The organism is Amycolatopsis sp. NBC_00348, assembly GCF_036114655.1.
Classification (GTDB): Bacteria; Actinomycetota; Actinomycetes; order Mycobacteriales; family Pseudonocardiaceae; genus Amycolatopsis.
Genome location: NZ_CP107994.1, coordinates 10,332,449 through 10,356,045 on the forward strand (window position 1 = coordinate 10,332,449; position 23,597 = coordinate 10,356,045).

Below are 23,597 nucleotides of genomic sequence, written 5' to 3' on the forward strand. Positions count from 1 at the left end.
GCTTCAGGCCACGCGAGCCATTCCCGCCCCCGCCGTGTCCGCTCGGGCCCGACCTCGCCGCTCCCCGGGAGCGCCAGACCGAGCGGCTCAGCCCGCCGGGATCCAGTCGGGGTTCGAGGCCAGCACCGTCAGCTGCTGCGTCGCGCGGGTCAGCGCCACGTACAGCACCCGGCGTCCGGTCGTCGACTCCGTGACCAGGTCGATCGGCTCGACCAGGACCACCGCGTCGTACTCCAGGCCCTTCGAATCCAGGCTGCCGACGACTTTCAGCCGCTCGTCCGCCTGGTCCGCCAGCCAGCCCGCGACCTCCGGGACGCGATCCATCGCCGTGATCACGCCGACCGTGCCCTCGACCGCGCCCAGCAGCTCCTTCACCGCCGCCTGGGTCGCCGACGCGAGGCCGGCCGGCTCGACCGGCCGGACGTCCGGCTCGACACCCGTCTTGCGGACCGCCACCGGCAGCTCGCCCGCCTCCGCGTGGCCGGTCACCACCTTGGCCGCCAGGTCGAAGATCTCGGCCGAGTTCCGGTAGTTCGTGCGCAGCGTGAACCGCCGCCGGGTCGTCTTGATCCCGAACGCCTGGTCGCGGGCCTGCGCCGCCTCCGCCGGGTCCGGCCAGGAGCTCTGCACCGGGTCGCCGACGACCGTCCAGCTCGCGTACTTCCCGCGCCGCCCGACCATCCGCCACTGCATCGGCGACAGGTCCTGCGACTCGTCGACGACGACGTGCGAGTACTCGTCGTAGTGCTCGGGCCGGGTGGTGCCGCCCCCGCCGCGCTCGACCTCGCCCTCGACCACCTGACGGCGCTTGCGCTTCGGCGGCGGCCCGAGCAGCACCCGCAGCTCGTCGAGCAGCGCGACGTCCGCGATCGACCAGCCCCGCGAGCGGTCCGCGAGGTCCGCGGCCAGCAGCGAGATCTCCGGCCGGTTCAGCACGCCCTTCGACGCCGCCGCCAGCCGCTTCTCCTCGCCCAGCCACTTCAGGATCTGCGCCGGGTACAGCACCGGCCACCACACGACCAGGAAGCGGTGGAACTCGATCCGCTCGCCGAGGTCGGAGACCAGGTCGGCCCGTTCGAACGGCTTGCCGTCGGCCTTCGCGTACCCCTCGGCCTTCGTCGCCAGCGCGTCCAGCAGCATCTCCGCCGCCCGGATCCGCGACCGGTTCGGCGGCGCGCCCTGCGTGTGGGCCTTGCGACGCACCTTCTCCAGCTCGCGCGCGTCCAGCTTGAGGACCTCGCCGCGGTAGACGATCCGCATCTCCTCCGGCGCGTCCGGCGGTGTGTCGCGCAGCGCGCGCAGCAGCACCCGCCGCATCCGCAGCGAGCCCTTGATCGCGGCCAGCGGCGCCGCGTCCTGCCGCGTCGCCTCCAGGCCGTCGAGGACCTCGCCGAGCGCGCGCAGCTCGACGTTCGTCTCACCCATCGAGGGGAGGACGCGCGAGATGTAGCTGGTGAACACCCCGGACGGCCCGATCACGAGCACGCCGGCCCCGCCGAGCTGACGGCGGTGGCGGTAGAGCAGGTAGGCGGCGCGGTGCAGGGCGACGGCGGTCTTGCCGGTGCCCGGCCCGCCGGTGATCTCCGTGACGCCGCGCCACGGCGCCCGGATGACCTCGTCCTGCTCCTTCTGGATGGTCGCGACGATGTCGCGCATCTTCTCGCCGCGCGAGCGCCCCAGCGCGGCCATCAGCGCGCCCTCGCCGACGATCTGCATGTCCTCGGGCACGGCGTCGGCCATCAGCACGTCGTCGTCGACGTCGAGCACGTTCTGCCCGGAGCAGCGGATCACCCGCCGGCGCACGACGTCCATCGGCTCTTCGGCGGTGGCCTGGTAGAACGCCGCCGCGGCCGGGGCGCGCCAGTCCGTGACGAGGTTGTCGAACTCGGCGTCGCGGATGCCGAGCCGGCCGACGTAGACGCGTTCGTTGTCCTCGCGCAGGTCGAGCCGGCCGAACACCAGGCCCTCGTACTCGGCGTCGAGCGACTGGAGCGTCTGGTTGGCGTGGTACACCATCATGTCGCGCTCGAACAGCATCGACGCCTGCTCGAAGATCGCCTCGCGCTGCGCGCCCTGGCCGAGCTCGTAGCCCTTGGTGCGCATCGCCTCGGCCTGGGTCCGCAGTTCGTCCAGACGGGTGTAGACGTGATCGACGTGGGCTTGTTCGATGGCGATCTCGGCCCGTCTGACCCGAGGTTCCGACACGCATGGCTCCTTGACAGCTCTGGATCGCCTCCGAGGGCGAAGAACGACTCTACGCGTTGCGTCCGGCGGGTTCACCAATGTCCCGGCCATCCGTGCTCCGTGTCATCCCCGCACAATCAGGGGGTGACCAGGATCGTGGCCGGAACGGCGGGCGGCCGGCGGCTGAAGGTGCCCCCGAAGGGCACCCGGCCGACGTCGGAACGCGTGCGGGAGGCCCTGTTCAACGCCCTCGGGACGGCCGGTGAGCTGGACGGCGCGCACGTGCTCGACCTCTACGCGGGCTCCGGCGCGCTCGGCCTGGAGGCGCTTTCCCGCGGCGCCGCCGGCGCGCTGTTCGTCGAGTCCGACCGGCGCGCCGTCGACGTCCTGCGCGCCAACGTCGCGACGGTGGGCCTGGGCGGCACGGTCCGCGCGGGCCAGGTCGAGGCGGTGGTCGCCGCGCCGGCGCCGCGGGCCTACGACCTGGTGCTCGCCGACCCGCCCTACGCCGTGGACGCCGCGGCCCTCGGCAAGGTCCTCGCGGCGCTGGCCGAGGGCGGCTGGCTCGGCGAGAGCGCGCTGGTCGTCGTCGAACGCGCCGCGCGTGACGGCGAGCCGGACTGGCCGGCCGGTTTCGAGCCCTCGCGCGCGAAGAAGTACGGCGACACGGCGGTGTACTGGGCGGAATTCGCGGCTGTGGTGTGAACCACCCCGCGTGGAGCGCGCGGGCACGGTAGCGTCCGCGCCATGCGGCGTGCGGTCTGTCCCGGTTCCTACGATCCGGCCACCAACGGGCACCTCGACATCATCGAGCGGGCGAGCAGGCTGTTCGACGAGGTCGTCGTCGCGGTGGGGGTGAACAAGAGCAAGAAGGGCCTCTTCGAACTCGGAGAGCGCCTGGAGATGCTGCGCGAGATCACCTCGAAGCTGCCGAACGTGCGGATCGACTCGTGGGAAGGCCTGCTGGTCGACTACTGCCGCGACAACGACATCGCGGCGATCGCCAAGGGCCTGCGCTCGGTCAGCGACTTCGACTACGAGCTGCAGATGGCGCAGATGAACCGCGAGCTCACCGGCGTCGAGACGCTGCTGATGGCGAACAACCCGGCGTACGGGTTCGTGTCGAGCTCGCTGGTCAAGGAGGTCGCGGCCCTCGGCGGCGACATCGAGCACCTGGTGCCCGAGATCGTCTACGAGCGGCTGTCGGCGAAGTTCCCCGCGCTCGGCCGCTGACGCTCCACAAGAGAGCCCCGCGCGTCCGGTTCCCGTCGATCGGCCCCCTACGAACGTCGGGACTTCGGGCCGGCAGCGGCGGAGTTCACATTCCCGTCTTCTGACGATCACTCGATCGGGTTACGGTCCGAAAATGACCAACTCCCGATCTCGCCTGGTCGCGGTTGTCTTCGCGCTCCTGGCCACGCTGTTCACCGGGGTCACCGCCGCCGAAGCGGTCACCAGCGCACCCGCCGTCGCGGCGCAGAACCAGTGCGGCAACCTCGCCGGGTTCACGCACAAAGCGCTCTCGTCGCTGCCCGCCGAGGCCACGACGACCTACAACCTCATCAAGAAGGGCGGGCCGTTCCCCTACCCGCAGAACGACGGCGTCGTGTTCGACAACCGGGAGGGCATCCTGCCGTCCTGCGCGACGAGCTACTACCACGAGTACACGGTGCCGACCCCGGGCGCGAGCAACCGCGGCACGCGCCGCATCGTGACCGGCAGCGGCGGCGAGTACTTCTACACCGGCGACCACTACGCCACCTTCCAGGTCGTCGACATCGGCGGTGGCGGCACGCCGTCGCAGTGCGGCAACCTCTCCGGCCTGGCGAAGATCGGCTACTCCCAGCTCTCGGCGGCCGCGAAGACCGTGGTGGACAACGTCCGCGGCGGCGCGTCCACCGGCACGACCTACGAGAACCGCGAAGGCGTGCTCCCGGCCTGCGCGGCGGGCTACTACAAGCTGTTCGCCGTCGGCACGAACGACCGCGTGATCTCCGGCAAGGCCGGCGAGCTGGCCTACACCCCCGACCGCTACGTCACCTTCAAGGCCGTCGACCTGAACGCCTGAACGCGGTGACTCCCTCGTCCGTGGTCATTCGGGACACGGACGGGGGAGACCCGGCGCGACCCACGACCAGCTCGTGAAGGTGATCACCGATCCGGCGTTCACCCTGTCGTGAAGCGCGGACACGCCCGGCGCCGTGCGCCTTCACCGCTTCGGCGCCGGATGAGGGCAGACTGGTCCCAGCGACAGGGGATTGGAGTTGCCGTGTACCGGGTTTTCGAGGCGCTCGACGAGCTCGTCACCATCGTCGAGGAGGCGCGCGGCGTCCCGATGACGTCCAGCTGCGTGGTGCCCCGCGGCGACGTCCTCGAACTCCTGGACGACGTCCGCGACGCACTGCCGGCGGAGGTCGACGACGCCCAGGACGTGCTGGACAAGCGTGACGACCTGATCCACGCCGCCCGCAAGGAGGCAGGCGAGACGGTCGCGGGGGCGAACTCCGAGGCCGAGCGCGCGATCGCCGAGGCCACCGACGAGGCCGAGCGCATCCTGGCCGACGCCCGGGCCCGCGCGGAGCAGATGCTCGCCGACGCGCACGACCAGGCCGATCGCACGGTCGCGGCGGGCCAGGCCGAGTACCAGAACCTCACCGACCGCTCCCGCGGCGAGTCGGAGCGGATGATCCAGGCCGGCCGCGACGCCTACGACCGCGCCATCGAAGACGGCCGCCTCGAGCAGTCCCGGCTGGTGGCGCAGACGGAGGTCGTCCAGGCGGCGCACGCCGAGTCGGCCCGCATCGTCGACGAGGCGCACGCGGAAGCGGACCGCCAGCGCGGCGACTGCGACGCGTACGTCGACGGCAAGCTCGCGGAGTTCTCGGAGCTGCTGGCGACGACGCTGCGCACCGTCGACTCGGGCCGCAACCACCTGCGTTCCCCGGCGAACCTGCCCAACAGCGGCGGCCGCCCGACGCTCTACGACTATCAGGTGTGACGAGCCTCTCGGCCGCTTGGTGACGTGCGTGGGTGCCAGCTCGAACGGGCCGGCACCCCGTGCGTACTCTGGACTGGATGTCCGAGAACAAGACCCCCCAGCTCGATGGCCGCAGCCCGTGGGTGATCGACACCCGTGAGCTCGGCCGTCACGCCGGTCTCAGCCGCGCTCTCCAGCGCAGCGTGCCGGTGGAGACGCCCCTGGGCGTCCCCGATGTCATCACCATCGACGCCGGCTCCGAGCTCCGGCTCGACCTGCTGCTCGAGTCCGTCGTCGAAGGTGTGCTCGTCAGCGGCACCGCGACGGCGACCGCGAAGGGCAACTGCGCGCGCTGCCTCGACCCGGTCGTCGAGGAGGTCGAGGTCGAGGTCCAGGAGCTGTTCGCCTACCCGGGCTCGGTCACCGAGGAGACCACCGACGAGGACGAGATCCCGCGGCTGGTCGACGACCGCATCGACCTCGAACCGACCGTCCGCGACGCCGTCGTCCTGGCGCTGCCCTTGGCGCCGCTGTGCACCGAAGACTGCGCCGGGCTCTGCATCGGCTGCGGCGTCAAGTGGGCCGATCTCGAGCCCGGACACGGGCATGAGAAGATAGACCCTCGGTGGGCCGCACTGGTCGAGCGCTTCGACGAGAATGCGGGCGAAAAGCCTGCGCAGGACCCCGCTGAGCAAGAGCAAGCCTGACGAGCGTCCAGCTCGTCGGTGAGGAAAGTTCGCTCGCACCGCGAGCAGACCGTCTTAAGGAGATCTACTCGTGGCCGTCCCGAAGCGGAAGATGTCGCGATCCAACACGCGCGCCCGCCGCAGCCAGTGGAAGGCGGCTCCGGTTCAGCTGGTGCCCTGCTCCAACCGCGCCTGCAAGCAGCCGAAGCTCCAGCACATCGCGTGCCCGTCGTGCGGCCAGCACAACGGCCGCCAGGTCGTCGAGCCCGCCTGATCGGGTAGCCGATATGGGGGGCAAGACGCCCGGGGGACCACCAGCCGATTCGGCGGCGTTGCTCGAAGCGCTCGGAGTCACACTCGGCCCCGAGCTACTCGTTCTGTCGCTGACCCACCGTTCGTACGCGTACGAAAACGGGGGCCTGCCGCCGAACGAGCGGCTGGAGTTCCTCGGTGACGCCGTGCTCGGCCTGGTCGTCACCGATCACCTGTACAACACACACCCCGACCTGCCCGAAGGTCAGCTCGCGAAGCTCCGTGCCAGCGTCGTCAACATGCACGCGCTGGCCCGGGTCGCGCGCGGGCTGGGCGAGGGCGGGCTCGGGGCGCACCTGTTGCTGGGCAAGGGCGAAGAGCTCACCGGCGGCCGGGACAAGGCGAGCATCCTCGCCGATGGCTTGGAGGCGGTGATCGGTGCCGTCTACCTCGCGCACGGCATCGAGATCGCCCGCAAGCTCGTGCACCACCTCTTCGACGGGCTGCTCGCCGAAGCTCCGCTGCGCGGTGCCGGTCTCGACTGGAAGACCAGCCTGCAGGAGCTGACGGCGTCGGCCGGTCTCGGTGTGCCCGAGTACCGCGTCGAGGACACAGGCCCGGACCACCGCAAGGAGTTCACGGCCACCGTCCTCATCGGCGGCCGTCCCCTCGGCACGGGTTCGGGTTCGACGAAGAAGGAAGCCGAGCAGAAGGCCGCCGAGACGGCTTGGCGCTCGCTGTCGGCCGAGCTCGAGGCCGAGAAGAAGGACACCGGGGACGCCTGAAGCCTCGCGTTCCCCTGATCCGCCTGTAGCCCAGAGGCGTTCGTGGCCATCCGCCACGAATCCTCCGGGAGACAGGCGGATTTCTTTTGCCCTCGGCACCGCCCCTGCGAAAAGTGTCGTACCCCCCGGGCACAATGACGTCATGCCCGAACTTCCCGAGGTCGAAGTCGTCCGCGTGGGCCTGCAAGCGCACGTCGCCGGCCGGACCGTCCGCGAGGCCGAGGTCCTGCACCCGCGGGCGATCCGCCGGCACGTGCCGGGTGCGGACGACTTCACCCGGCGGCTCAAGGGCGTCCGCGTCGAAGCCGCGCGGCGGCGGGGCAAGTACCTGTGGCTGGAGCTGTCCGACAAGGAAGCCGTCGTCGCCCACCTCGGGATGAGCGGGCAGATGCTCGTCCAGCCCGAAGACGCGCCGGACGAGAAGCACCTGCGCGTCCGGCTGCGCTTCGACGACGGCGGGCCGGAACTGCGGTTCGTCGACCAGCGCACCTTCGGCGGCCTGGTGCTCGACGACCTGACCGACATCGGCGAGCGCGTGCTGCTGCCCGGCACGATCGCGCACATCGCGCGCGACCCGATGGACCCGGCGTTCGACCTCGACACGGCCGTCAAGGCCCTGCGGTCCCGCCGCACCGAGATCAAGCGCGCCTTGTTAGACCAGACCCTGGTATCGGGCATCGGCAACATCTACGCAGACGAAGCGTTGTGGCGCGCGAAGCTGCACTGGGCGCGGCCGACGGAGAAGCTCACCGTCGCGAAGTGCCGCGAGCTGCTGTCCGCGGCGTCGGACGTGATGAACGCGGCCCTGGGCCAGGGCGGCACCTCGTTCGACGCGCTGTACGTCAACGTCAACGGGCAGTCGGGTTACTTCGACCGTTCGCTCGACGCGTACGGCCAGGAGGGCCTGCCGTGCCACCGCTGCGGCTCGCCGATCCGGCGGGAGCCGTTCATGAACAGGTCGTCGTTCTCGTGCCCGCGGTGCCAGCCCCGGCCGAGGGCGAACTCGCGTTGATAAAAGGTGTTCGCCTTTCAGCTAGGATGAATACGCCTGGTAGCTGAGGGAGTGCAACGTGGTCAAGGAGCCCGGCAAGTCGACGCTGGCCGACAAGGTCGACCAGCTGTTCCACGTGGTCCGCAGGTCTGATCGCGAGCCGTACAGCAACGAGGAGGTCGCGACGGCCTGCCGCGAGGCCACGGGCGAAAGCTTCTCGACAACCTACCTGTGGCAGCTGCGCACCGGCCGGCGCACCAACCCGACCAAACGTCACCTGGAAGCCCTGGCCCAGTTCTTCGGAGTCCCCCCGGCCTACTTCTTCGACGACGAGCAGAGCCGCAAGATAGCCGACGAACTGGCCCTACTGGGCGCCCTACGCGACGCGGGCGTCCGCGACCTGGCCCTGCGAGCGGTGACACTGTCAGCGGACGGCCTGGACACGATCAGCGACATGATCGACGCAATAGCCCGCAGGGAAGCAAGCCGCGCCCCGAAGAAGGACAACTGACCCACCGCGCGACCACACTTCGACGTCGCGACGGAAGCACCCCGAGCGTCACGTGGGGACGAGCCGCCGGGCGCACTTCGGGTGTGGTGATGCGTCGCTGCCTTGAACAGCGACCTCCAGGCTTCGCGACGGCATCGCTACCTGGGCGGCCCAGGAGAACCACTACGTCACCCCTCGGGGCCGCGTGGGTATAGATCGGGCGTTGTGTAGGTGATCTGACGCGGCGCCAACTCGGCCGCGGACCCACTCGAGGCATCGCGGAGGAGAGGCACTGCGTCTTCGTTCGAGGCTGCGTAGGCACCCGTCGGCGGGTTGAGTCGGGAGCGGATGCGGGGTCAGCTCGGCCGCGGACCACTTGAGGCGTCGTGAGGGAGAGCCGACACGTCATCGCTCGAGGCTGCGTCGGTACGCGTCGGGCGTTGTGTCGGTGATCTGGCGCGGCGTCGACTCGGCCGCGGACCACTCGAGGCCTTGCGGGGAGAGCCAATGTCTCATCGCTTGGGGCTGCGTGGGTGCACACCAGGTGTTGTGTCTGGGAGTCGACGTGGCGTCAGCTCAGCTGCGGATCACTTGAGGCGTCCCGAAGGAGTGCCAATGGGTCATCGCTCGGACCGCAGGCACACGTCGGAGCTGGTCGGGGAGCGGATGCGGCGTCAGCTCGGCTGTAACCCGCTTGAGGTGTCGCGGGGGAGTGCCGATGCGTTGTCGTTCGGGGCTGCGTCGGGTGTTGTGTCGGGGAGCTGGCGCGGTGTCAGCTCGGTGGCGGATCACTTAAGGCGTCGTGAGGGAGTGCCGATGCGTCGTTGTTCGGGCTGCGTGGATGCGTCGGGCGAGGCGTTGCGGGGGAGTGCCACTGCGTCATGGCTCGGGTCCGCACGCACACTTCGGGCGTCGTGTCGGGGACCTGGCGCGGCATCAGCTCGGCGGCGGGCCACTAAGGCGTCGCGAGGAGAGCCAACGTCGTCGTTCGGGGCCGCGCGGGCACACTTCGGGCCTCGCGGTGAGGTGAGAACTGACGTGGTGGCCCCGAGGCGCCCGTTGTCGCGGTAGGTTCGCGGGGTCGGCATGGCGGTGCGGACGAAAACCGGATCCCGGAGCGGGCTCTCGCCATCGCCTGCCGCGACGAATCCGGCCGTGGCGGCGTGATGCGAGGAGGGCTGACGTGGCGGAACGACCATCGCGGCTCTCCGCGCGGAGACCGGGCCGTGCGTTGTGGCGGCGTGCCCGTGAGGTCGCCGACGCCGTCAGCCTTCCGGAACCGTTCGATGCCGAGGCGTTCGTCGCCGGCCTGGCCGCCGTGCGCGGGCGCCCGATCGAGCTGATGCCGGTCAGCGCCCCCGAAGGCGCGCCGTGCGGGCTGCTGATGAGCACCGAACGCGCCGACTACATCCTCTACCCGACCAACACGACCGCCCTGCACCGGCGGCACATCCTGCTGCACGAGGTCGGGCACCTGCTGTGCGGGCACACGGGTTCCGGCGCCGGCGCCGACGGCGCGGCCATCGACGCCGCCGCGGGTCGGCAGCTGATGCCGAACCTCTCGCCCGAGCTGGTCCGGCGGGTCCTGGGCCGCACCACCTACACCGAGGTCGAGGAGCGCGAGGCGGAACTGGTCGCGACGTTGCTCGCTCAGCGCGTCGTGCGGCCCGAAGAGCCGCGCGAACCGGCGGCCGACGTCCCGGACGGCGTCCGACGCTTCGATTCGCTGTTCGGCCCCCGCCGTACGCCGTGATCGAGACGCTGGCCTATCACCTGTGCCTGGTGGGATTCGCCGGGTTCGGGTACAAGCTTGTCGAGGCGCGCCGCAGCCAGCCGGTGCGCACCATGTGGTTCCTCGCCGGGTTCGGCATCTGCATCGCCGCCGGGATCGTCGTGCTGACCCCGGCGATGGAGGCCCTCGTCGGCCAGGGCCCGGTGTTCGACTGGGTCGCGCCACTGGTGGGTGACGAGCTGAAGTTCGCCGCGATCGGCTTCGCGGTCGCCTTCAGCCAGTCGGTGTGGCGCGGCGAAGGCGCCCGGCTCGCCCCGCACGCGCTGTTCACCGGCGCGGCGATGGTGCTGCTAGCGGTGTGTTACGCGCTGTCCGGGCCGGAACGCGACGGCGACGACATGGTCGTTTCCAAAGCCGGTCTGCCGTTCGCGCTCGCCAACCAGGGCGTGTTCCTGGCCTACGGCCTGATCAGCCTCGGCCTGCTGATCACGGTGTTCGTCCGCAGCGCGTGGCACGCGGAGCCGGGCCCGCTGCGCGCCGGGCTCTGGCTGCTGGTGGGCGGGGTGGGCGCCGCGTTCGCCTGGACGTTCTGGGACGTCGACGACGTCCGCCAGCTGCTCCGGACAGCGAGGATCGGCGCCCGCGAGGACGTGCTGTCCTCGGTCCTCGCGGCGACGACGGTCAGCTTCCTCACCGCCGGGGCGACGCTGAGCGCGTGGTCGCCGGCGGTGTCATCGGTGCTGGGCCGGGTGCGCGCGTACCGGGCGTACCGCCGCATCGAGCCCCTGTGGACGGCCTTGCACGCGGCCGTCCCGGGCATCGCACTCAATCCGGGCCACGAGCTGACGAGCGGCCCCGAGTTCGCGCTGTACCGCAGGGTCATCGAAATCCGCGACGGCCACCTGGCCCTACGCGCCCACTTCGACCCACAGCTCCCGGCCCGCGCGGAGGAGGAAGCCCGCCGCGCAGGAGTCCCGGAAGCCGATGTCGCGGCAACGGTGGAGGCAGTCACCCTGGCAGCGGCGATAGAGGCAGAGCGCAAAGGCCACAAGTTCGCCCCGGCCGACGAGGAGCCAAAGCACATCGCCGACGTGGACGCAGACGTCCAAGCCGAGGCAGCTTGGCTCGTCCGGGTGAGCCGAGCCTGGCGCCGCAACGCGCTGCTGAACGAGGTCCGGACAGCAGCACTCACCTGACCCGCCACCCGTCGCCCGCCGGCTCCGGTCGCGGGTTCCAACCGAACCCGCTTCGGGCCGCGGCACTCAGCTGACTTCGTCTCGTGTCGCCCACTGGCTCGAGTTGCCGGTTCCAGCCGACCTCGGTTCGGACAGCGGCACTCAGCTGTCCCGCTTCCTGTCGCTCGCCGGTTTCGGTAGCTGGTTCCGACCGGACCACGTTCGGGTCGAGGTGCTCAGCTGACCCCGCCACGTGTCGCCCGTCGGTTCCAGCCGCTGGCTCCAACCGGACCCGGTTCGGGCTGCGGTGCTCGGCTGACTTCGTCTCGTGTCGCCCACTGGCTCGAGTTGCCGGTTCCAACCGAACGAGGTTCGGGCCGCGGTGCCTAGCTGTCCCGCTGCCTGTCGCCAGCCAGCTCCGTGCGCCGGTTCCGGCCGAACCCGGTCCGAGCCGCAGCACTCAGCTGACCTGCCGCTCGTCGGCTCCAGCCACGCCAGCTCCCGCCGAACCGGTCCGGACCTCGCCGCTCAGCCGGCCCGCCTCCTGTCGGCTCCAGCCACATCGGCCTCCGCTGAACCAGATTCGGTCAGCCGCGCTCAGCTGACCCCACCACGCGCGGTGTCAACTCGGTCTCAGCTACGGGTGCCGCCGAACGAGGTTCGGGCTGCTGCGTTCTCAGCCGCCCGCCCGCGGGTGTCGGCTTCGGCCCTGGTTATGAGGTGCTGCCGAACCCAACTCCGAACCGCAGCGTTCACGTGCCCTGCTCCGGCCGCGCCTGCCGCCGCCGCCGAGCCAGGACAGCCGCCGGGGCTCATGGGTAGCGGGCGCCGTTCACCGTCACCCGTAGCGTGTACAGCGAGCTTGATGCGGTAACGAACAGTTCGTTCCTCCTCTCGCCGCCGAACGTGAAGTTCGAGCAGACCTCCGGCATCCGGAGCTTGCCGATGCGGGTGCCGTCCGGGGCGAAGCAGTGCAGGCCGTCGTGCGCCGCCGCCCAGACGTTGCCCTCGCTGTCGACTCGTACGCCGTCGAAGCCGCCGCTGTCGCAGGTTCCGAAGATGTCGCCGCCGGTCAGCGTGCCGTCGGCGCGGACGTCGAACACCCTGATGTGGCTGGGTTCCTGGCGCGTGTCGGCGATGTACAGCAGTGACTCGTCGGCCGAGAAGGCGAGCCCGTTCGGGCGGGAGAAGTCGTCGGCGACGATGCGCACCTCGCCGTCCGCCGGGTCGACGCGGTACACGTGGCACGCGCCGATCTCGCTCTCCGCGCGGTAGCCCTCGTAGTCGCTGTCGATGCCGTAACTCGGGTCGGTGAACCAGATCGAGCCGTCGGAGTGCTCGACGACGTCGTTGGGGCTGTTCAGTTTCTTCCCCTGAAAGTGTGACGCGAGCACGGTGACCGACCCGTCGTGCTCGGTGCGCGTCACCCGCCGGGGACCTTGCTCGCAGCTGATCAGTCTGCCTTGCCGGTCGACCGTGTGCCCGTTCGCGTAGCCCGACGGCTGCCGGAAGACGCCGACCTGGCCCGTCGTCTCGTCCCAGCGCAGCGTGCGGTTGTTCGGGATGTCGCTGAACACCAGGTAGCGCCCGGCCGGGAAGTACGCCGGCCCCTCGGTCCAGCGGCAGCCGGTGTGCAGGCGCTGCATCCACTCGTCGCCGTTGACGGGTGTGAACCGCTCGTCGAGCACCTGGAAATCCGCCTTGACCAGATCCATCTCTCACCTCCCGAGTCCGAATGTCATCCTGCTTCGATCATCGTACACCGAACCTGGTATGGTCAAGAGGTGGATGACGTGGATCGGAAATTGCTGGCGGAACTCCAGCGGGACGCGGCTCAGGTGTACACCGCGCTCGGGCGCGCGGTCGGGCTCTCGGCCGGCGCGGCCCACGAGCGCGTGCGCAAGCTGCGCGAACAGGGCGTGATCCGGCGGACCACCGTGGAGGTCGACCCGGCCACGGTCGGCCGGGGAGTCGCGGCGTTCGTCCTCGTCGAAGCCAACGCCTGGATGGGGGACAGCTCGGTGAAGGCTGCCCTCGAAGCGCTGCCCGAGGTCATCGAGGCACACGTCGTCGCGGGTCCGGCGTCGCTGCTGGTGAAGGTGCGGACGGCGTCGACCGAGGAGCTGCAGGCGGCGCTGCAACGGCTGTTCACGATCGACGGCGTCACCGGGACGCAGACGATCGTCGTGCTGGAGTCCTTCTTCGAGCGGCCGGTCGACCCCGGTTGACCTCGCGGCGCCCCTCCGCCGTGCACACTACTGCGCAATGCGTGGTACCTTCCTAAGCGTACGACTGGAGGGTGCAGTGGAGATCAGTCAGCTGCTCAAGGGTGTGCTCGACCTCGCTGTCCTCGCGGTGCTCCGCGAGGAAGACGGTTACGGGTACGACGTCCTGCGAAGACTCAGGGCGTCGGGCCTCGAAGAGGTGGGGGACGCGTCGGTGTACGGGACGTTGCGCAGGCTCTACAAGGCCGGCCTGCTCACCTCGTACGTGGTGCCCAGTGAAGAGGGGCCGCACCGCAAGTACTACAGCCTGAACGAGCCGGGCCGGCTCCGCCTGGCGGAGTCGGGCAAGACCTGGCACAGCTTCGCTTCGACGATGAACGTGCTTTTGGGAGAGGCAGCATGAGCGACAAGCCGACCGCCGTGCGGGTGTATCTGGCGCGGGTCCGGACCGCGCTCGCCGACCTGCCCGCGAGCGAGATCGAAGAAATCCTCGAAGACGTCCGCCCGCACCTGACGGAACTGGAAGCCGAGTTGGGGGAGGGCGCGCGCGTCGAGGCCCTCATCGAACGCCTCGGCACGCCCGAGAGTTACGCGGCCGAACTGCGGGCGTCCGGCGGTTATCCGCCGGCCGCGGAGGGGGCGACGACCGTGCTGACCGCGGCGCCGGCGTCACCGAGCCGGGTGAAGCCGCGGATCGCGTTGTGGGGGCTCATCCTCTGCGCGGTGGCGCTCGCCCTGCTGGCCTTCGGCGCCGCCGTCAGCGTCAATCCCGACGTCCTCGCCGGCCTGCTGGTGGTGGCCCCGGTGTTCCTGATCAGCCTGGTACTGCTGCTGCGTGGCGGCGTCGAACCGGTGCTGGCACTGCCGGAGCTCGCCTGGCTGCGCGGCTCGCTGACGAAGGTGCGCGAGCAGGAGGACGGCGGGAAGTTCCTGGGCTACCTCGGTTCGCTCAAGCCGGCGTGGTGGGTGCTGTGCGCCCTCGCGCTGCTCGCCTTCGGGGTGCTGCTCATGCTGCGCGACCGGGACGCGGTGCTGCTCCTGCCGTTCCTGCTCCTCGCGGGCGTCGCGATCGTGTGGGCCGGGCCGCGGGTGCGGGCCGACCGGCGGCTGCTGTGGGTGGCCGTGCCGGTGTCGGCGTTCGTCATCGGCGGGTCACTGGGCGGGTTCGGTGCCGCGGTCGACCTCATCTCGAACCGCAACGCCTACCAGAGCGCGTCGTCGTACTACCCGTCGTCGTCCGACCCGTACGGCAACGACCAGCTGTCCTACGGCGGTCAGTCGATCGGCAACGTCTACGCCTTCGACGCCGAAGGCAAACCGCTGACCGAGGTCTACCTCTACGACGAGGAGGGCCGGCCGATCACGCTGACCCGCTACGCCTGTGAACGCTCGTCCGGCACCAAGGAGAAGATCGGTTCGGACAACCGGTTCCCGCGCCCGCGGATCCAGCAGGGCGTCACCGACGACCAAGGCAACTTCGACGGCTACAACGGTTACCGCTCCGCCTGCCGCGAAGACCCGAACGTGCCGTTCAGCGCGGCGATCCCGAAGGTGACGACGCCACCCACGGCGTCGCCTACGACGCCGCCTTCACCCAGTGCTCCTTCGTCGACGTCGGCGCCCACGGCGCCACCCACGACGACGCCGACGAGGTAGGGGGAAACGGACGCCAGGAGCGGAGGTCGGGGCCGCTCCTGGCGTTCACCCGATCCGAACCTGCCCGAAACGTGCCGCGAACGCCGGCGTGGTGATCTGGGTGGGTGCCGGCACTCACGGGGATCGGGGCGGACACCTTCGCCCCACGGATACGGGTGGTCCACGGGTACGAGCGCGCGTACCGGATGGCCGGGCGCGGGCCGGCCCTGCTGTTCCTGCACGGCATCGGCGACGACTCGTCGACCTGGCTGGACCTGCTGGCGTCGCTGTCGAGCGACTACACGGTGATCGCGCCGGACCTGCTCGGCCACGGCGCGTCGGCCAAGCCGCGCGCGGACTACTCGGTCGCCGCCTACGCGTGCGGCATGCGGGACCTGCTGACGACTTTGGACATCGACCGCGTGACGGTGGTCGGGCACTCGCTCGGCGGCGGCGTCGCGATGCAGTTCGCGTACCAGTTCCCGGAGCGCTGCGAACGCCTGGTGCTGGTGGGCTCGGGCGGGGTCGGCGCGAGCGTCCACCCGCTGCTGCGCCTGGCGGCGGCGCCCGGCGCGGGGCTGGTGATGCCGTTGCTGGGCACCAAGCCGGCGCTGGCCGCGATGCGCGGGTTCGCCGAGCTGCTGCGGATTTCCGAAGGCCTCGGGCTCGGCCCGGACCTCGACTACGTGCTGACGCGCTACGTCCGCCTGCTCCAGCCGAGCAGCCGGACGGCGTTCCTGCGGACGCTCCGCTCGGTCGTCGACTGGCGCGGCCAGGTCGTCAACATGCTCGATCGGTGCTATCTGACCGAGGGAATCCCGACGCTGCTGGTGTGGGGCACGGACGACGTCGTCGTGCCGAGCGGCCACGCGCTGCGTGCCCACCAGGCGATGCCGGGCAGCAAGCTGGTGCTGTTCGAGGGCGCCGGGCACTTCCCGCACCGCTCCGACCCGAAGCGGTTCCTGGAGATCCTGCGCGAGTTCCTGACGACGACCCCGGCGGCGCACCACGACCGTTCCCGCTGGGGTGACCTGCTGCGCTCGGGCCGCCCGGCGGACCTGCCGGACCCGGAGGACGCCCCCGGCACCCCGACGGTCTCGTCGGGCACCTGAGCAGCCCCCGTTTCCCACGCTACCGGCGGGCACCGACGGTTCCTGGTGGTCGCGGTCTGGCTCCGGCGAATCGGTGACGTTTGCGTCCGGAAGTCGCTGTTGGCGTGAGCCCGCGGCCTGGACCGGAAGTCGCTAGGCGAGCGTGCACGACCCGCGGACCGCGGAGCTGATGGGCGCATCGCTGGCGCGCGTGCCGCCGCTGGGGTCCGGAAGTGACCGTTGGTGCGAGACCGCCGCCTGGGACTGGAAGTCGCTGGGCGAGTGCGCACGACCCGCGGGGCGTGGAGCTGATGGCCGCGCCGGTGGCGCGCATGCCGCCGCTTGGGGTCGGAAGTCTGGCGCGAGTCCGCCGCCTGGGGCCGGAGTCGCTGGGCGAGCGCGCATGACCCGCGGCCGCGGAGCTGATGGGCGCGCCGCTGGAGGCCGGAATCCACCGTTGGCGCGAGCCCGCCGACGCGCTCGGCAGCCGTTCAACGGGGTGCGAACGGTCGAACGCGGCACCAGCCGACTACGGCGCGCAGGTGGGAGACGGGTGAGCTGATCGAGCACCCCCTGAATTCCCACGTTACCGGCGGGCACCGACAGTTCAGCGCGGGAGCGACCCGGGGGACGCGCCGAAGGTCACCTGCCGAGGGAACGCCGAAGGCCACCCCGAGCGGGGACACGCCGAAGGCCACCTCCCTATCTGGGAAGTGGCCTTCGAAAGGAAACCCGTCAGTGGCCGAATGCGCTTCGGGCGGCCAGGTCGGCCAGCAGCGCACGTCCCTTCTCCGCGTTGCGTGGCTGGGACAGGACGTCGTACCTGCGGGCGACCAGCTGGCTCTGCGAGATGAACCCGCGCTTGTTGCGGTTCGTCGCGTAGCCCAGGGCGCCGAACAGCAGGTTGAACCCCAGACCGGCGATCAGGCCGATCGCGATCGGGACCAGGCCGGCTCCCGGGTTGAGCAGGCTCAGCACCAGGCCGAGGAACAGGCCGAACATCGCGCCCGACATCGCCGCGCTGCTCAGGACCTTGCTCCACGACATCTTGCCCGCGATCCGCTCGACCAGCAGCGGTTCGACACCCACGATCGTGACGTCGGTGACCGGGAAGTCCGTGCCCGCGAGGTGGTCGACCGCGCGCTGTGCCTGCTCGTAGGACTCGTACGAACCGATCGGCCAGCCCGTGGGCAGGGTCGGCAGCTGAGGCCGGGCCTGCTGCTGTTGCCCGATCGTGCTCTGCGTGAATGCTGTGGTCATCGATCTCACCTCTCTTGCCCCGTACAACGTGGGAGTACCCCGGATTCCTCCCGGTCGGACGGGATTCACAGACTCTTCTCAGCCGGGCATCCCGGACATTCCACCACGCCGCGAGAACGTCACTGTAATGGGTCAAGAAAATACCTTTTCGAGGGTTGACCCGTCGCGCGCCACCAGGGTAGGAAGGACCGGCAAAGGATTCGCATCAAACCTTTGGGGTAGCTGATGGCACGCAGGCGAGGCATGCTCACCCTCGACGAACTCCGGGAGCTCGTCGAGGCGGGCACGATCGACACCGTGCTCGTCGCGATCACGGACATGCAGGGCAGGCTCCAGGGCAAGCGCTGCGCGGCGGAGTACTTCCTCGACGAGGTCGTCGGGCACGCCACCGAGGCCTGCAACTACCTGCTCGCCGTGGACGTCGACATGAACACCGTCGACGGCTACGCGCTCTCGTCGTGGGACAGCGGGTACGGCGACTTCGTGCTGCGGCCCGACTTCGAAACCCTGCGACTGGTGCCGTGGCAGGAGGGCACTGCCCTGGTGCTGGCCGACGTCGAGCGCGTGCAGGGCGGGCCCGTGTCGGTGTCGCCGCGCCAGATCCTGCGCCGCCAGCTCGAGCGGCTCGCCGAGCGCGGGCTCGGCGCCTTCGTCGGGACCGAGCTCGAGTTCATCGTCTTCGACGACACCTACGAAGCCGCCTGGGACAAGCGCTACCACGGCCTCAAGCCGGCCAACCAGTACAACGTCGACTACTCGATGCTCGGCACCGCGCGCCTCGAGCCGCTGCTGCGCCGCATCCGCAACGACATGGCCGGCGCCGGGCTCTACCCCGAGTCCGCCAAGGGCGAGTGCAACCCCGGCCAGCAGGAGATCGCCTTCCGCTTCACCGACGCGCTCGCCACCTGCGACAACCACAGCGTCTACAAGAACGGCGCCAAGGAGATCGCCGCACAGGAGGGCAAGAGCCTCACCTTCATGGCGAAGTACAACGAGCGTGAGGGCAACTCCTGCCACATTCACATCAGCCTGCGCGCCACCGAAGGCGGCGCGGTGCTCGCCGGGGACCGTGAGCACGGCTTCTCGAAGCTGATGGAGCACTTCCTCGCCGGCCAGCTGGCCGCGCTGCACGAGCTGACCTACTTCCTCGCGCCGAACATCAACTCCTACAAGCGGTTCGTGCCCGGCAGCTTCGCGCCGACGGCCATCGCCTGGGGCACCGACAACCGCACCTGCGCGCTGCGCGTCGTCGGGCACGGCGAGTCGCTGCGCGTCGAGAACCGCGTGCCGGGCGGGGACGTCAACCCGTACCTCGCCGTCGCCGCGCTGATCGCGGCCGGTTTACACGGCATCGAGAACGAGCTGGAGCTGGAAGAACCCTTCACCGGCAACGCCTACAACTCCGGCCGCGACACGGTGCCGACCACCCTGCCCGAAGCCGCCGCCGCGCTCGCGGGCAGCGAGCTGGCCCGCGCGGCCTTCGGCGAGGACGTCGTCGAGCACTACCTGAACGCGGCGAAGATCGAGGTGGACGCGTACAACGCCGCCGTCACCGACTGGGAGCGGGTTCGTGGCTTCGAGCGCCTCTAAGCCCATCATCGGGCTGACCACCTACCTCGAGCCCGCGAAGTTCCTCGTGTGGGACACGGAAGTCGCGCTGCTGCACCGCGTCTACGTCGAGTGCGTCGTCGCCGCGGGCGGCATCCCGGTGCTGCTGCCACCGATGAGTGACGCGTACGATCGGCTGATGTCCACAGTGGACGGCCTGGTGCTGACCGGCGGCGCCGACGTCGAGCCGCAGCGCTACGGCCAGACGCAGCACCCCAAGACCTACGTCCGTCCGCAGCGCGACGCGTTCGAGTTCGGCCTGTTCGACGCGGCGCGTCGCCAACGGAAGCCCGTGCTCGGCGTGTGCCGTGGCCTGCAGGTGATCAGCGTCGCCCTCGGCGGCACCCTGGTCCAGCACCTGCCCGAGGCCCGCGAATCCACCGAGCACCAGCCCGCGCCGGCGACGTTCGGCCAGGGCGTCGTCACGCTGGCCGGCCGCAGCCGCGCCGCGCGGATCCTGGGGCCGGAGACCAAGACCCTGTGCTACCACCACCAGGCGATCGACCGGCTCGGCGACGGCCTCGATCCGGTCGGCTGGTCCGCCGACGGCACCATCGAAGCCGCCGAAGCGCCGGGTGAGGACTTCCTGCTCGGCGTCCAGTGGCACCCCGAGCAGCACACCGACGACGTCCGGCTGTTCCAGGCCCTGGTCGCGGCGAGCAAGGAGAGGGCATGACCAGCTTCGAGGTGATCAACCCCGCCACCGAGCAGGTGGTGCGGTCGGTCGCGCTGACCAGCGCCGACGAGACCGACGCGGCGATCGCCGGTGCGCAGGCGGCGTTCCCGGCCTGGCGCGACGTCGCCCCCGGCGACCGCGCGCGGCTGCTGCGCCGCTTCGCCGACGCCGTCGAGGCGGACATCGAGCACCTCGCGCGGCTGGAGGTCGAGAACTCCGGGCACACCATCGGCAACGCGCGCTGGGAGGCGGGCAACGTCCGCGACGTGCTCAACTACTACTCCGCCGCGCCGGAACGCCTGATCGGGCAGCAGATCCCGGTGCCGGGCGGGGTCAACGTCACCTTCCACGAGCCGCTCGGCGTCGTCGGCGTGATCGTGCCGTGGAACTTCCCGATGCCGATCGCCGGCTGGGGGTTCGCGCCCGCGCTCGCCGCCGGCAACACCGTCGTGCTCAAGCCCGCCGAACTGACCCCGCTCACCGCGATCCGGCTCGGCGAGCTGGCGCGCGAGGCCGGCATCCCGGAAGACGTCTTCCAGGTGCTGCCCGGCAAGGGATCCGTTGTCGGACAACGGTTCGTGGATCATCCGGCGGTGCGCAAGGTCGTCTTCACCGGCTCCACCGAGGTCGGCAAGCAGATCATGGCCGGCTGCGCGGCGCGGGTGAAGCGCGTGACGCTGGAGCTGGGCGGCAAGAACGCGAACGTCGTCTTCGCCGACGCCGACCTGGAGAAAGCCGCGGCCACCGCGCCCTACGGCGTCTTCGACAACGCCGGCCAGGACTGCTGCGCCCGCTCGCTGATCCTGGTGCAGGCCAGCGTCTACGACCGGTTCATGGAGCTGCTGGAACCCGCCGTCCACGGCGTCGTCGTCGGTGACCCCGCCGAGGAGAAGACCGAGATGGGGCCGCTGATCTCCGCGGCGCACCGGGAGAAGGTCGCGTCCTACGTGCCGGACGACGCGCCCGTCGCGTTCCGCGGCACCGCGCCGGCCGGCCCTGGCTTCTGGTTCCCGCCGACTGTCCTGACCCCGCCGGACCTGCGGCACCCGGCCGCGGCCGACGAGGTCTTCGGCCCGGTCGTGGCCGTCGTGCCGTTCACCGACGAAGCGGACGCGGTGCGCCAGGCCAACACCACCGAGTACGGCCTGTCCGGCTCGATCTGGACCCGCGACACCGGCCGCGCGTTCCGCGTGGCGCGCGCCGTCGAGGCCGGCAACCTGTCGGTCAACTCGCACTCGTCGGTGCGCTACTGGACGCCCTTCGGCGGCTTCAAGCAGTCCGGCCTCGGCCGTGAGCTGGGCCCCGACGCCCCGACGGCGTTCACCGAGACCAAGAACGTTTTCATCAGCACGGAGGAGTAATGGTCCAGCGTTTCGAAGGCCGCGTCGCGGTGATCACGGGCGGCGCGAGCGGCATCGGCCTCGCCTCGGCCCGCCGTCTGGCGAGCGAAGGCGCGAAGGTCGTCATCGCCGACCTGACGCCGGAATCCGGCAAAGCCGCCGCCGACGAGGTCGACGGCCTGTTCGTGCAGGCCGACGTCACCGACGCCGAGCAGGTGGAAGCCCTCTACCGGACCACGGCCGAGCAGTTCGGCTCGATCGACGTCGCGTTCAACAACGCCGGCATCTCGCCGCCCGAGGACGACTCGATCCTGACCACCGGGATCGAGGCCTGGGAACGGGTCCAGCGCGTCAACCTGACGTCGGTCTACCTGTGCTGCAAGGCGGTCCTGCCCTACATGCAGCGCCAGGGCAAGGGCTCGATCGTCAACACGGCGTCGTTCGTGGCGGTGATGGGCGCGGCGACGTCGCAGATCTCCTACACCGCGTCGAAGGGTGGCGTGCTCGCCATGAGCCGCGAGCTCGGCGTGCAGTTCGCGCGGGAGAACATCCGCGTCAACGCGCTGTGCCCGGGGCCGGTGAACACGCCGCTGCTCAAGGAGCTGTTCGCGAAGGACCCGGAACGCGCGGCGCGGCGCCTGGTCCACGTCCCGGTCGGCCGGTTCGCCGAGCCCGACGAGATCGCGGCTGCCGTCGCGTTCCTGGCCAGCGACGACGCCAGCTTCATCACGGCGTCGCAGTTCCTGGTGGACGGCGGCATCTCCGGCGCGTACGTCACCCCGATCTAACGGCGCTTGCGGTTCCCGGCGGGTTTCTCGCCGGGGAACCACGCCTTCTTGAGGCCGTACACCTCCCGCAGGTACTTCCACGCGGCGTTGAGCGACTTCCGCTCGGCGGCGACTCGCGCTTCCCGGCGGCGAAGCACGCGGACCGCGGTTTCGGCGGCGAGGAACGCCCCGGCGGCGAAGGTGAGCACGCCGACGATCAGGGTCAGGGCGAGGACGGTGGTGGTCATGCTCACCAGCGTCGACGCGGTGCGGGCGGTTTGTCCCCGCGCAAAGCTAGCGGGTTTCGTTAGCTTTGTGAGGTGACGCACTGGCGCGCCGACGAGTGGGCGGAAGCGGTCCGGGCCGGGATCCGGGCGCGGGGGCTCTCCTTCGACGAGGCCGCGCGGCGGATCGGCGTGCCGACGTCCACCCTGCGCAGCTGGGTCGAGCACCGGCACGCGCCGAAGGTGACCGTCTTCGACCACTGGGCGCAGCTCGCCGAGGTCACCGGGCTCGGCGAGGCCGAGCTGCTCCGCGTCGCCGGTGTGCTGCCCGAGTCGCTGGCCACGCCGGTGCACGTCGCGCAGGCCGCGAAGTCGCTGCGGGAAGGCATCGAGCGGGCCGGGGACTTCCTGCGGCAGGCGACGGCGCTCGTCTACTCCTCGCCCGGCACGCAGGTGGCGAACGCGATCGCCGCGTCGCCGATCGACTGGGAGATGCGGATCCGCTCGGCGACCCGCGGCGACGAGATCCGTGTCACCTACCACCACTACGTCGGGATCGTGCCGCCCCGCGACTTCCCGCACCCCGACGCCGAAGCGCGCCGGATCATCGAACACGAGATCCTCGGCGGCCTCTGGCAGCCGCTCGGGCTGTACTGGCGGGTCGCCGAGCCGCACGACTGGGACGACCCGCCGCGGCTGGTGATCCAGGTGCCCGAGCAGGAGGCGTCCCGCCCGCCGTCACCGTCGCCGCCGTTCGTGACGGCGCCGCCGGTCGTGGTGCTGTCGCCGATCTGGGGTTACGGCGAGCTGCTCGCGTCGCTGGTCGCGGACGGCCTCGGGTTCGGCAACGTCGACTTCCGCTACTTCGGCCTGCCGGACGCGATGGCCGGCCGGCTCCGGATCACCGCGCGCGAGCTGGCCGAGCCGGCGCCGCGGCTGGTGCACGCGGTGCCGCCGATCATGCTGCTGCACGGCCTCGAGGTGCCGGACCTGACCGGCCGGCTCCCGGTCGTGGTCCGCTACGGCCCGCGGATGCGCGCCCGCGCCGCCCGGATCTACCGCGAGCCGCTGCTCGAGGCGGGGTTCACCGACCCGGCGGACGGCGCCCGCGCGATCGAGACGGCCGTCGACGCGGTGGTCGCCCGGCTGCCGGGCGAGTACTTCGAGGTGGTCCTGGACGACACGGACGTCTTCGACGGCGACCGGCCGTCCCTGGATCGGCTGAACGACTCGGTGGCGTGGCTCGCGGAGCAGGTGGTGGAGCACGTCCTGCTGGGCGCGGGCCTACCACCGGTCCCGCTGGGCGGGCCGTTGAAACGGCTGGTGCTGCCCTCGGGCCGGGTCCGCCGCCCACCGGCGCTGGCTAGCGCGGTCACCCGGCGGGTCACCGGCCGCTGATCCCGTTCGGGCCAGGGGCGGTCGAGGCGGGCTCGAGGGCTGGTGTGGTGTTGGCCGGGTGAAGTAGACGGGGGTTGAACCCGGCAGGTACGGTAGCCGCC

At 70.8% G+C, this 23,597-nt stretch carries 24 protein-coding genes; 20 read left to right on the forward strand and 4 right to left on the reverse strand.

Annotation, left to right across the window (positions count from 1 at the left end):
- Positions 1-87: 87 nt before the first annotated feature.
- Positions 88-2,205, reverse strand: coding sequence for a HelD family protein (locus OHS58_RS46785; protein WP_328646548.1), 2,118 nt, complete (start codon positions 2,203-2,205; stop codon positions 88-90).
- Positions 2,206-2,328: 123 nt separating this feature from the next.
- Between OHS58_RS46785 and rsmD the strand changes: the two genes are divergently transcribed.
- From rsmD to OHS58_RS46840, 11 genes are all read left to right on the forward strand, one after another.
- Entirely contained in the window at positions 2,329-2,889 is a 561-nt protein-coding gene (gene rsmD, locus OHS58_RS46790; protein ID WP_328646549.1) for a 16S rRNA (guanine(966)-N(2))-methyltransferase RsmD, read from the forward strand.
- A gap of 42 nt (positions 2,890-2,931) precedes the next feature.
- On the forward strand, positions 2,932-3,417 hold the full coding sequence (coaD, locus tag OHS58_RS46795; protein WP_247062151.1) for a pantetheine-phosphate adenylyltransferase: 486 nt from the start codon (positions 2,932-2,934) through the stop codon (positions 3,415-3,417).
- 133 nt (positions 3,418-3,550) lie between these two features.
- Positions 3,551-4,252 (forward strand): ribonuclease domain-containing protein, encoded by a 702-nt coding sequence (locus OHS58_RS46800; protein ID WP_328646550.1) that lies wholly within the window; start codon positions 3,551-3,553, stop codon positions 4,250-4,252.
- A 201-nt stretch (positions 4,253-4,453) separates the two neighbouring features.
- Positions 4,454-5,182 carry a DivIVA domain-containing protein gene (locus OHS58_RS46805; protein ID WP_247062153.1) on the forward strand — a complete coding sequence of 243 codons (729 nt, stop codon included), beginning with the start codon at positions 4,454-4,456 and terminating at the stop codon, positions 5,180-5,182.
- Between the two features lie 77 nt (positions 5,183-5,259).
- Positions 5,260-5,868: a YceD family protein gene (locus tag OHS58_RS46810; protein WP_326947033.1), complete on the forward strand. Its 609-nt coding sequence runs from the start codon at positions 5,260-5,262 to the stop codon at positions 5,866-5,868.
- A 70-nt stretch (positions 5,869-5,938) separates the two neighbouring features.
- Entirely contained in the window at positions 5,939-6,121 is a 183-nt protein-coding gene (rpmF, locus tag OHS58_RS46815; RefSeq protein WP_247062158.1) for a 50S ribosomal protein L32, read from the forward strand.
- A 13-nt stretch (positions 6,122-6,134) separates the two neighbouring features.
- Positions 6,135-6,884: a ribonuclease III gene (rnc, locus tag OHS58_RS46820; protein ID WP_247062160.1), complete on the forward strand. Its 750-nt coding sequence runs from the start codon at positions 6,135-6,137 to the stop codon at positions 6,882-6,884.
- A 142-nt stretch (positions 6,885-7,026) separates the two neighbouring features.
- Positions 7,027-7,896: a bifunctional DNA-formamidopyrimidine glycosylase/DNA-(apurinic or apyrimidinic site) lyase gene (gene mutM / locus OHS58_RS46825; RefSeq protein ID WP_328646551.1), complete on the forward strand. Its 870-nt coding sequence runs from the start codon at positions 7,027-7,029 to the stop codon at positions 7,894-7,896.
- Between the two features lie 58 nt (positions 7,897-7,954).
- The gene (locus OHS58_RS46830; protein WP_326955335.1) at positions 7,955-8,386 is read left to right on the forward strand and encodes a helix-turn-helix domain-containing protein; all 432 of its coding nucleotides are present in this window, start codon (positions 7,955-7,957) and stop codon (positions 8,384-8,386) included.
- 1,210 nt (positions 8,387-9,596) lie between these two features.
- Positions 9,597-10,118, forward strand: a complete 522-nt coding sequence (locus OHS58_RS46835; protein WP_326951809.1) for a hypothetical protein — start codon at positions 9,597-9,599, stop codon at positions 10,116-10,118.
- Complete coding sequence (locus OHS58_RS46840) at positions 10,115-11,293, forward strand: MAB_1171c family putative transporter (RefSeq protein ID WP_328646552.1); 1,179 nt, start codon at positions 10,115-10,117, stop codon at positions 11,291-11,293. Before OHS58_RS46835 ends, OHS58_RS46840 begins: the two co-directional genes overlap by 4 nt.
- Positions 11,294-12,084: 791 nt before the next feature.
- Here the strand turns inward: OHS58_RS46840 and OHS58_RS46845 are convergent.
- Positions 12,085-12,987, reverse strand: a complete 903-nt coding sequence (locus OHS58_RS46845) for an SMP-30/gluconolactonase/LRE family protein (protein ID WP_328646553.1) — start codon at positions 12,985-12,987, stop codon at positions 12,085-12,087.
- Between the two features lie 78 nt (positions 12,988-13,065).
- On the opposite strand from OHS58_RS46845, the gene OHS58_RS46850 reads away from it, so the two are divergent.
- The 4 genes from OHS58_RS46850 to OHS58_RS46865 all read left to right on the forward strand — a co-directional run bounded on the left by OHS58_RS46850 (position 13,066) and on the right by OHS58_RS46865 (position 16,244).
- Complete coding sequence (locus tag OHS58_RS46850) at positions 13,066-13,500, forward strand: Lrp/AsnC family transcriptional regulator (protein ID WP_326947037.1); 435 nt, start codon at positions 13,066-13,068, stop codon at positions 13,498-13,500.
- 76 nt (positions 13,501-13,576) lie between these two features.
- Positions 13,577-13,900 (forward strand): PadR family transcriptional regulator, encoded by a 324-nt coding sequence (locus OHS58_RS46855; RefSeq protein ID WP_323331770.1) that lies wholly within the window; start codon positions 13,577-13,579, stop codon positions 13,898-13,900.
- Entirely contained in the window at positions 13,897-15,153 is a 1,257-nt protein-coding gene (locus tag OHS58_RS46860; RefSeq protein ID WP_328646554.1) for a DUF1700 domain-containing protein, read from the forward strand. The genes OHS58_RS46855 and OHS58_RS46860 overlap by 4 nt, the downstream gene beginning before the upstream one ends.
- Positions 15,154-15,308: 155 nt before the next feature.
- The gene (locus tag OHS58_RS46865) at positions 15,309-16,244 is read left to right on the forward strand and encodes an alpha/beta fold hydrolase (protein ID WP_328646555.1); all 936 of its coding nucleotides are present in this window, start codon (positions 15,309-15,311) and stop codon (positions 16,242-16,244) included.
- Between the two features lie 714 nt (positions 16,245-16,958).
- Here the strand turns inward: OHS58_RS46865 and OHS58_RS46870 are convergent.
- Positions 16,959-17,483, reverse strand: coding sequence for a general stress protein (locus tag OHS58_RS46870; protein WP_247062170.1), 525 nt, complete (start codon positions 17,481-17,483; stop codon positions 16,959-16,961).
- 225 nt (positions 17,484-17,708) lie between these two features.
- Between OHS58_RS46870 and OHS58_RS46875 the strand changes: the two genes are divergently transcribed.
- The 4 genes from OHS58_RS46875 to OHS58_RS46890 are packed head-to-tail and all read left to right on the forward strand — an operon-like array spanning position 17,709 to position 21,895.
- Positions 17,709-19,073, forward strand: a complete 1,365-nt coding sequence (locus OHS58_RS46875; protein ID WP_247062172.1) for a glutamine synthetase family protein — start codon at positions 17,709-17,711, stop codon at positions 19,071-19,073.
- Positions 19,054-19,767 carry a gamma-glutamyl-gamma-aminobutyrate hydrolase family protein gene (locus OHS58_RS46880; protein WP_328646556.1) on the forward strand — a complete coding sequence of 238 codons (714 nt, stop codon included), beginning with the start codon at positions 19,054-19,056 and terminating at the stop codon, positions 19,765-19,767. Before OHS58_RS46875 ends, OHS58_RS46880 begins: the two co-directional genes overlap by 20 nt.
- Entirely contained in the window at positions 19,764-21,128 is a 1,365-nt protein-coding gene (locus OHS58_RS46885) for an aldehyde dehydrogenase family protein (protein WP_326955329.1), read from the forward strand. Before OHS58_RS46880 ends, OHS58_RS46885 begins: the two co-directional genes overlap by 4 nt.
- On the forward strand, positions 21,128-21,895 hold the full coding sequence (locus OHS58_RS46890; protein ID WP_247062178.1) for a 3-oxoacyl-ACP reductase: 768 nt from the start codon (positions 21,128-21,130) through the stop codon (positions 21,893-21,895). Before OHS58_RS46885 ends, OHS58_RS46890 begins: the two co-directional genes overlap by 1 nt.
- Here OHS58_RS46890 and OHS58_RS46895 read toward each other — a convergent pair.
- Positions 21,892-22,122 (reverse strand): hypothetical protein, encoded by a 231-nt coding sequence (locus OHS58_RS46895; protein WP_326947042.1) that lies wholly within the window; start codon positions 22,120-22,122, stop codon positions 21,892-21,894. The genes OHS58_RS46890 and OHS58_RS46895 overlap by 4 nt on opposite strands.
- A gap of 72 nt (positions 22,123-22,194) precedes the next feature.
- On the opposite strand from OHS58_RS46895, the gene OHS58_RS46900 reads away from it, so the two are divergent.
- Entirely contained in the window at positions 22,195-23,496 is a 1,302-nt protein-coding gene (locus OHS58_RS46900) for a helix-turn-helix domain-containing protein (protein ID WP_328646557.1), read from the forward strand.
- The last annotated feature ends 101 nt before the right edge of the window (positions 23,497-23,597 follow it).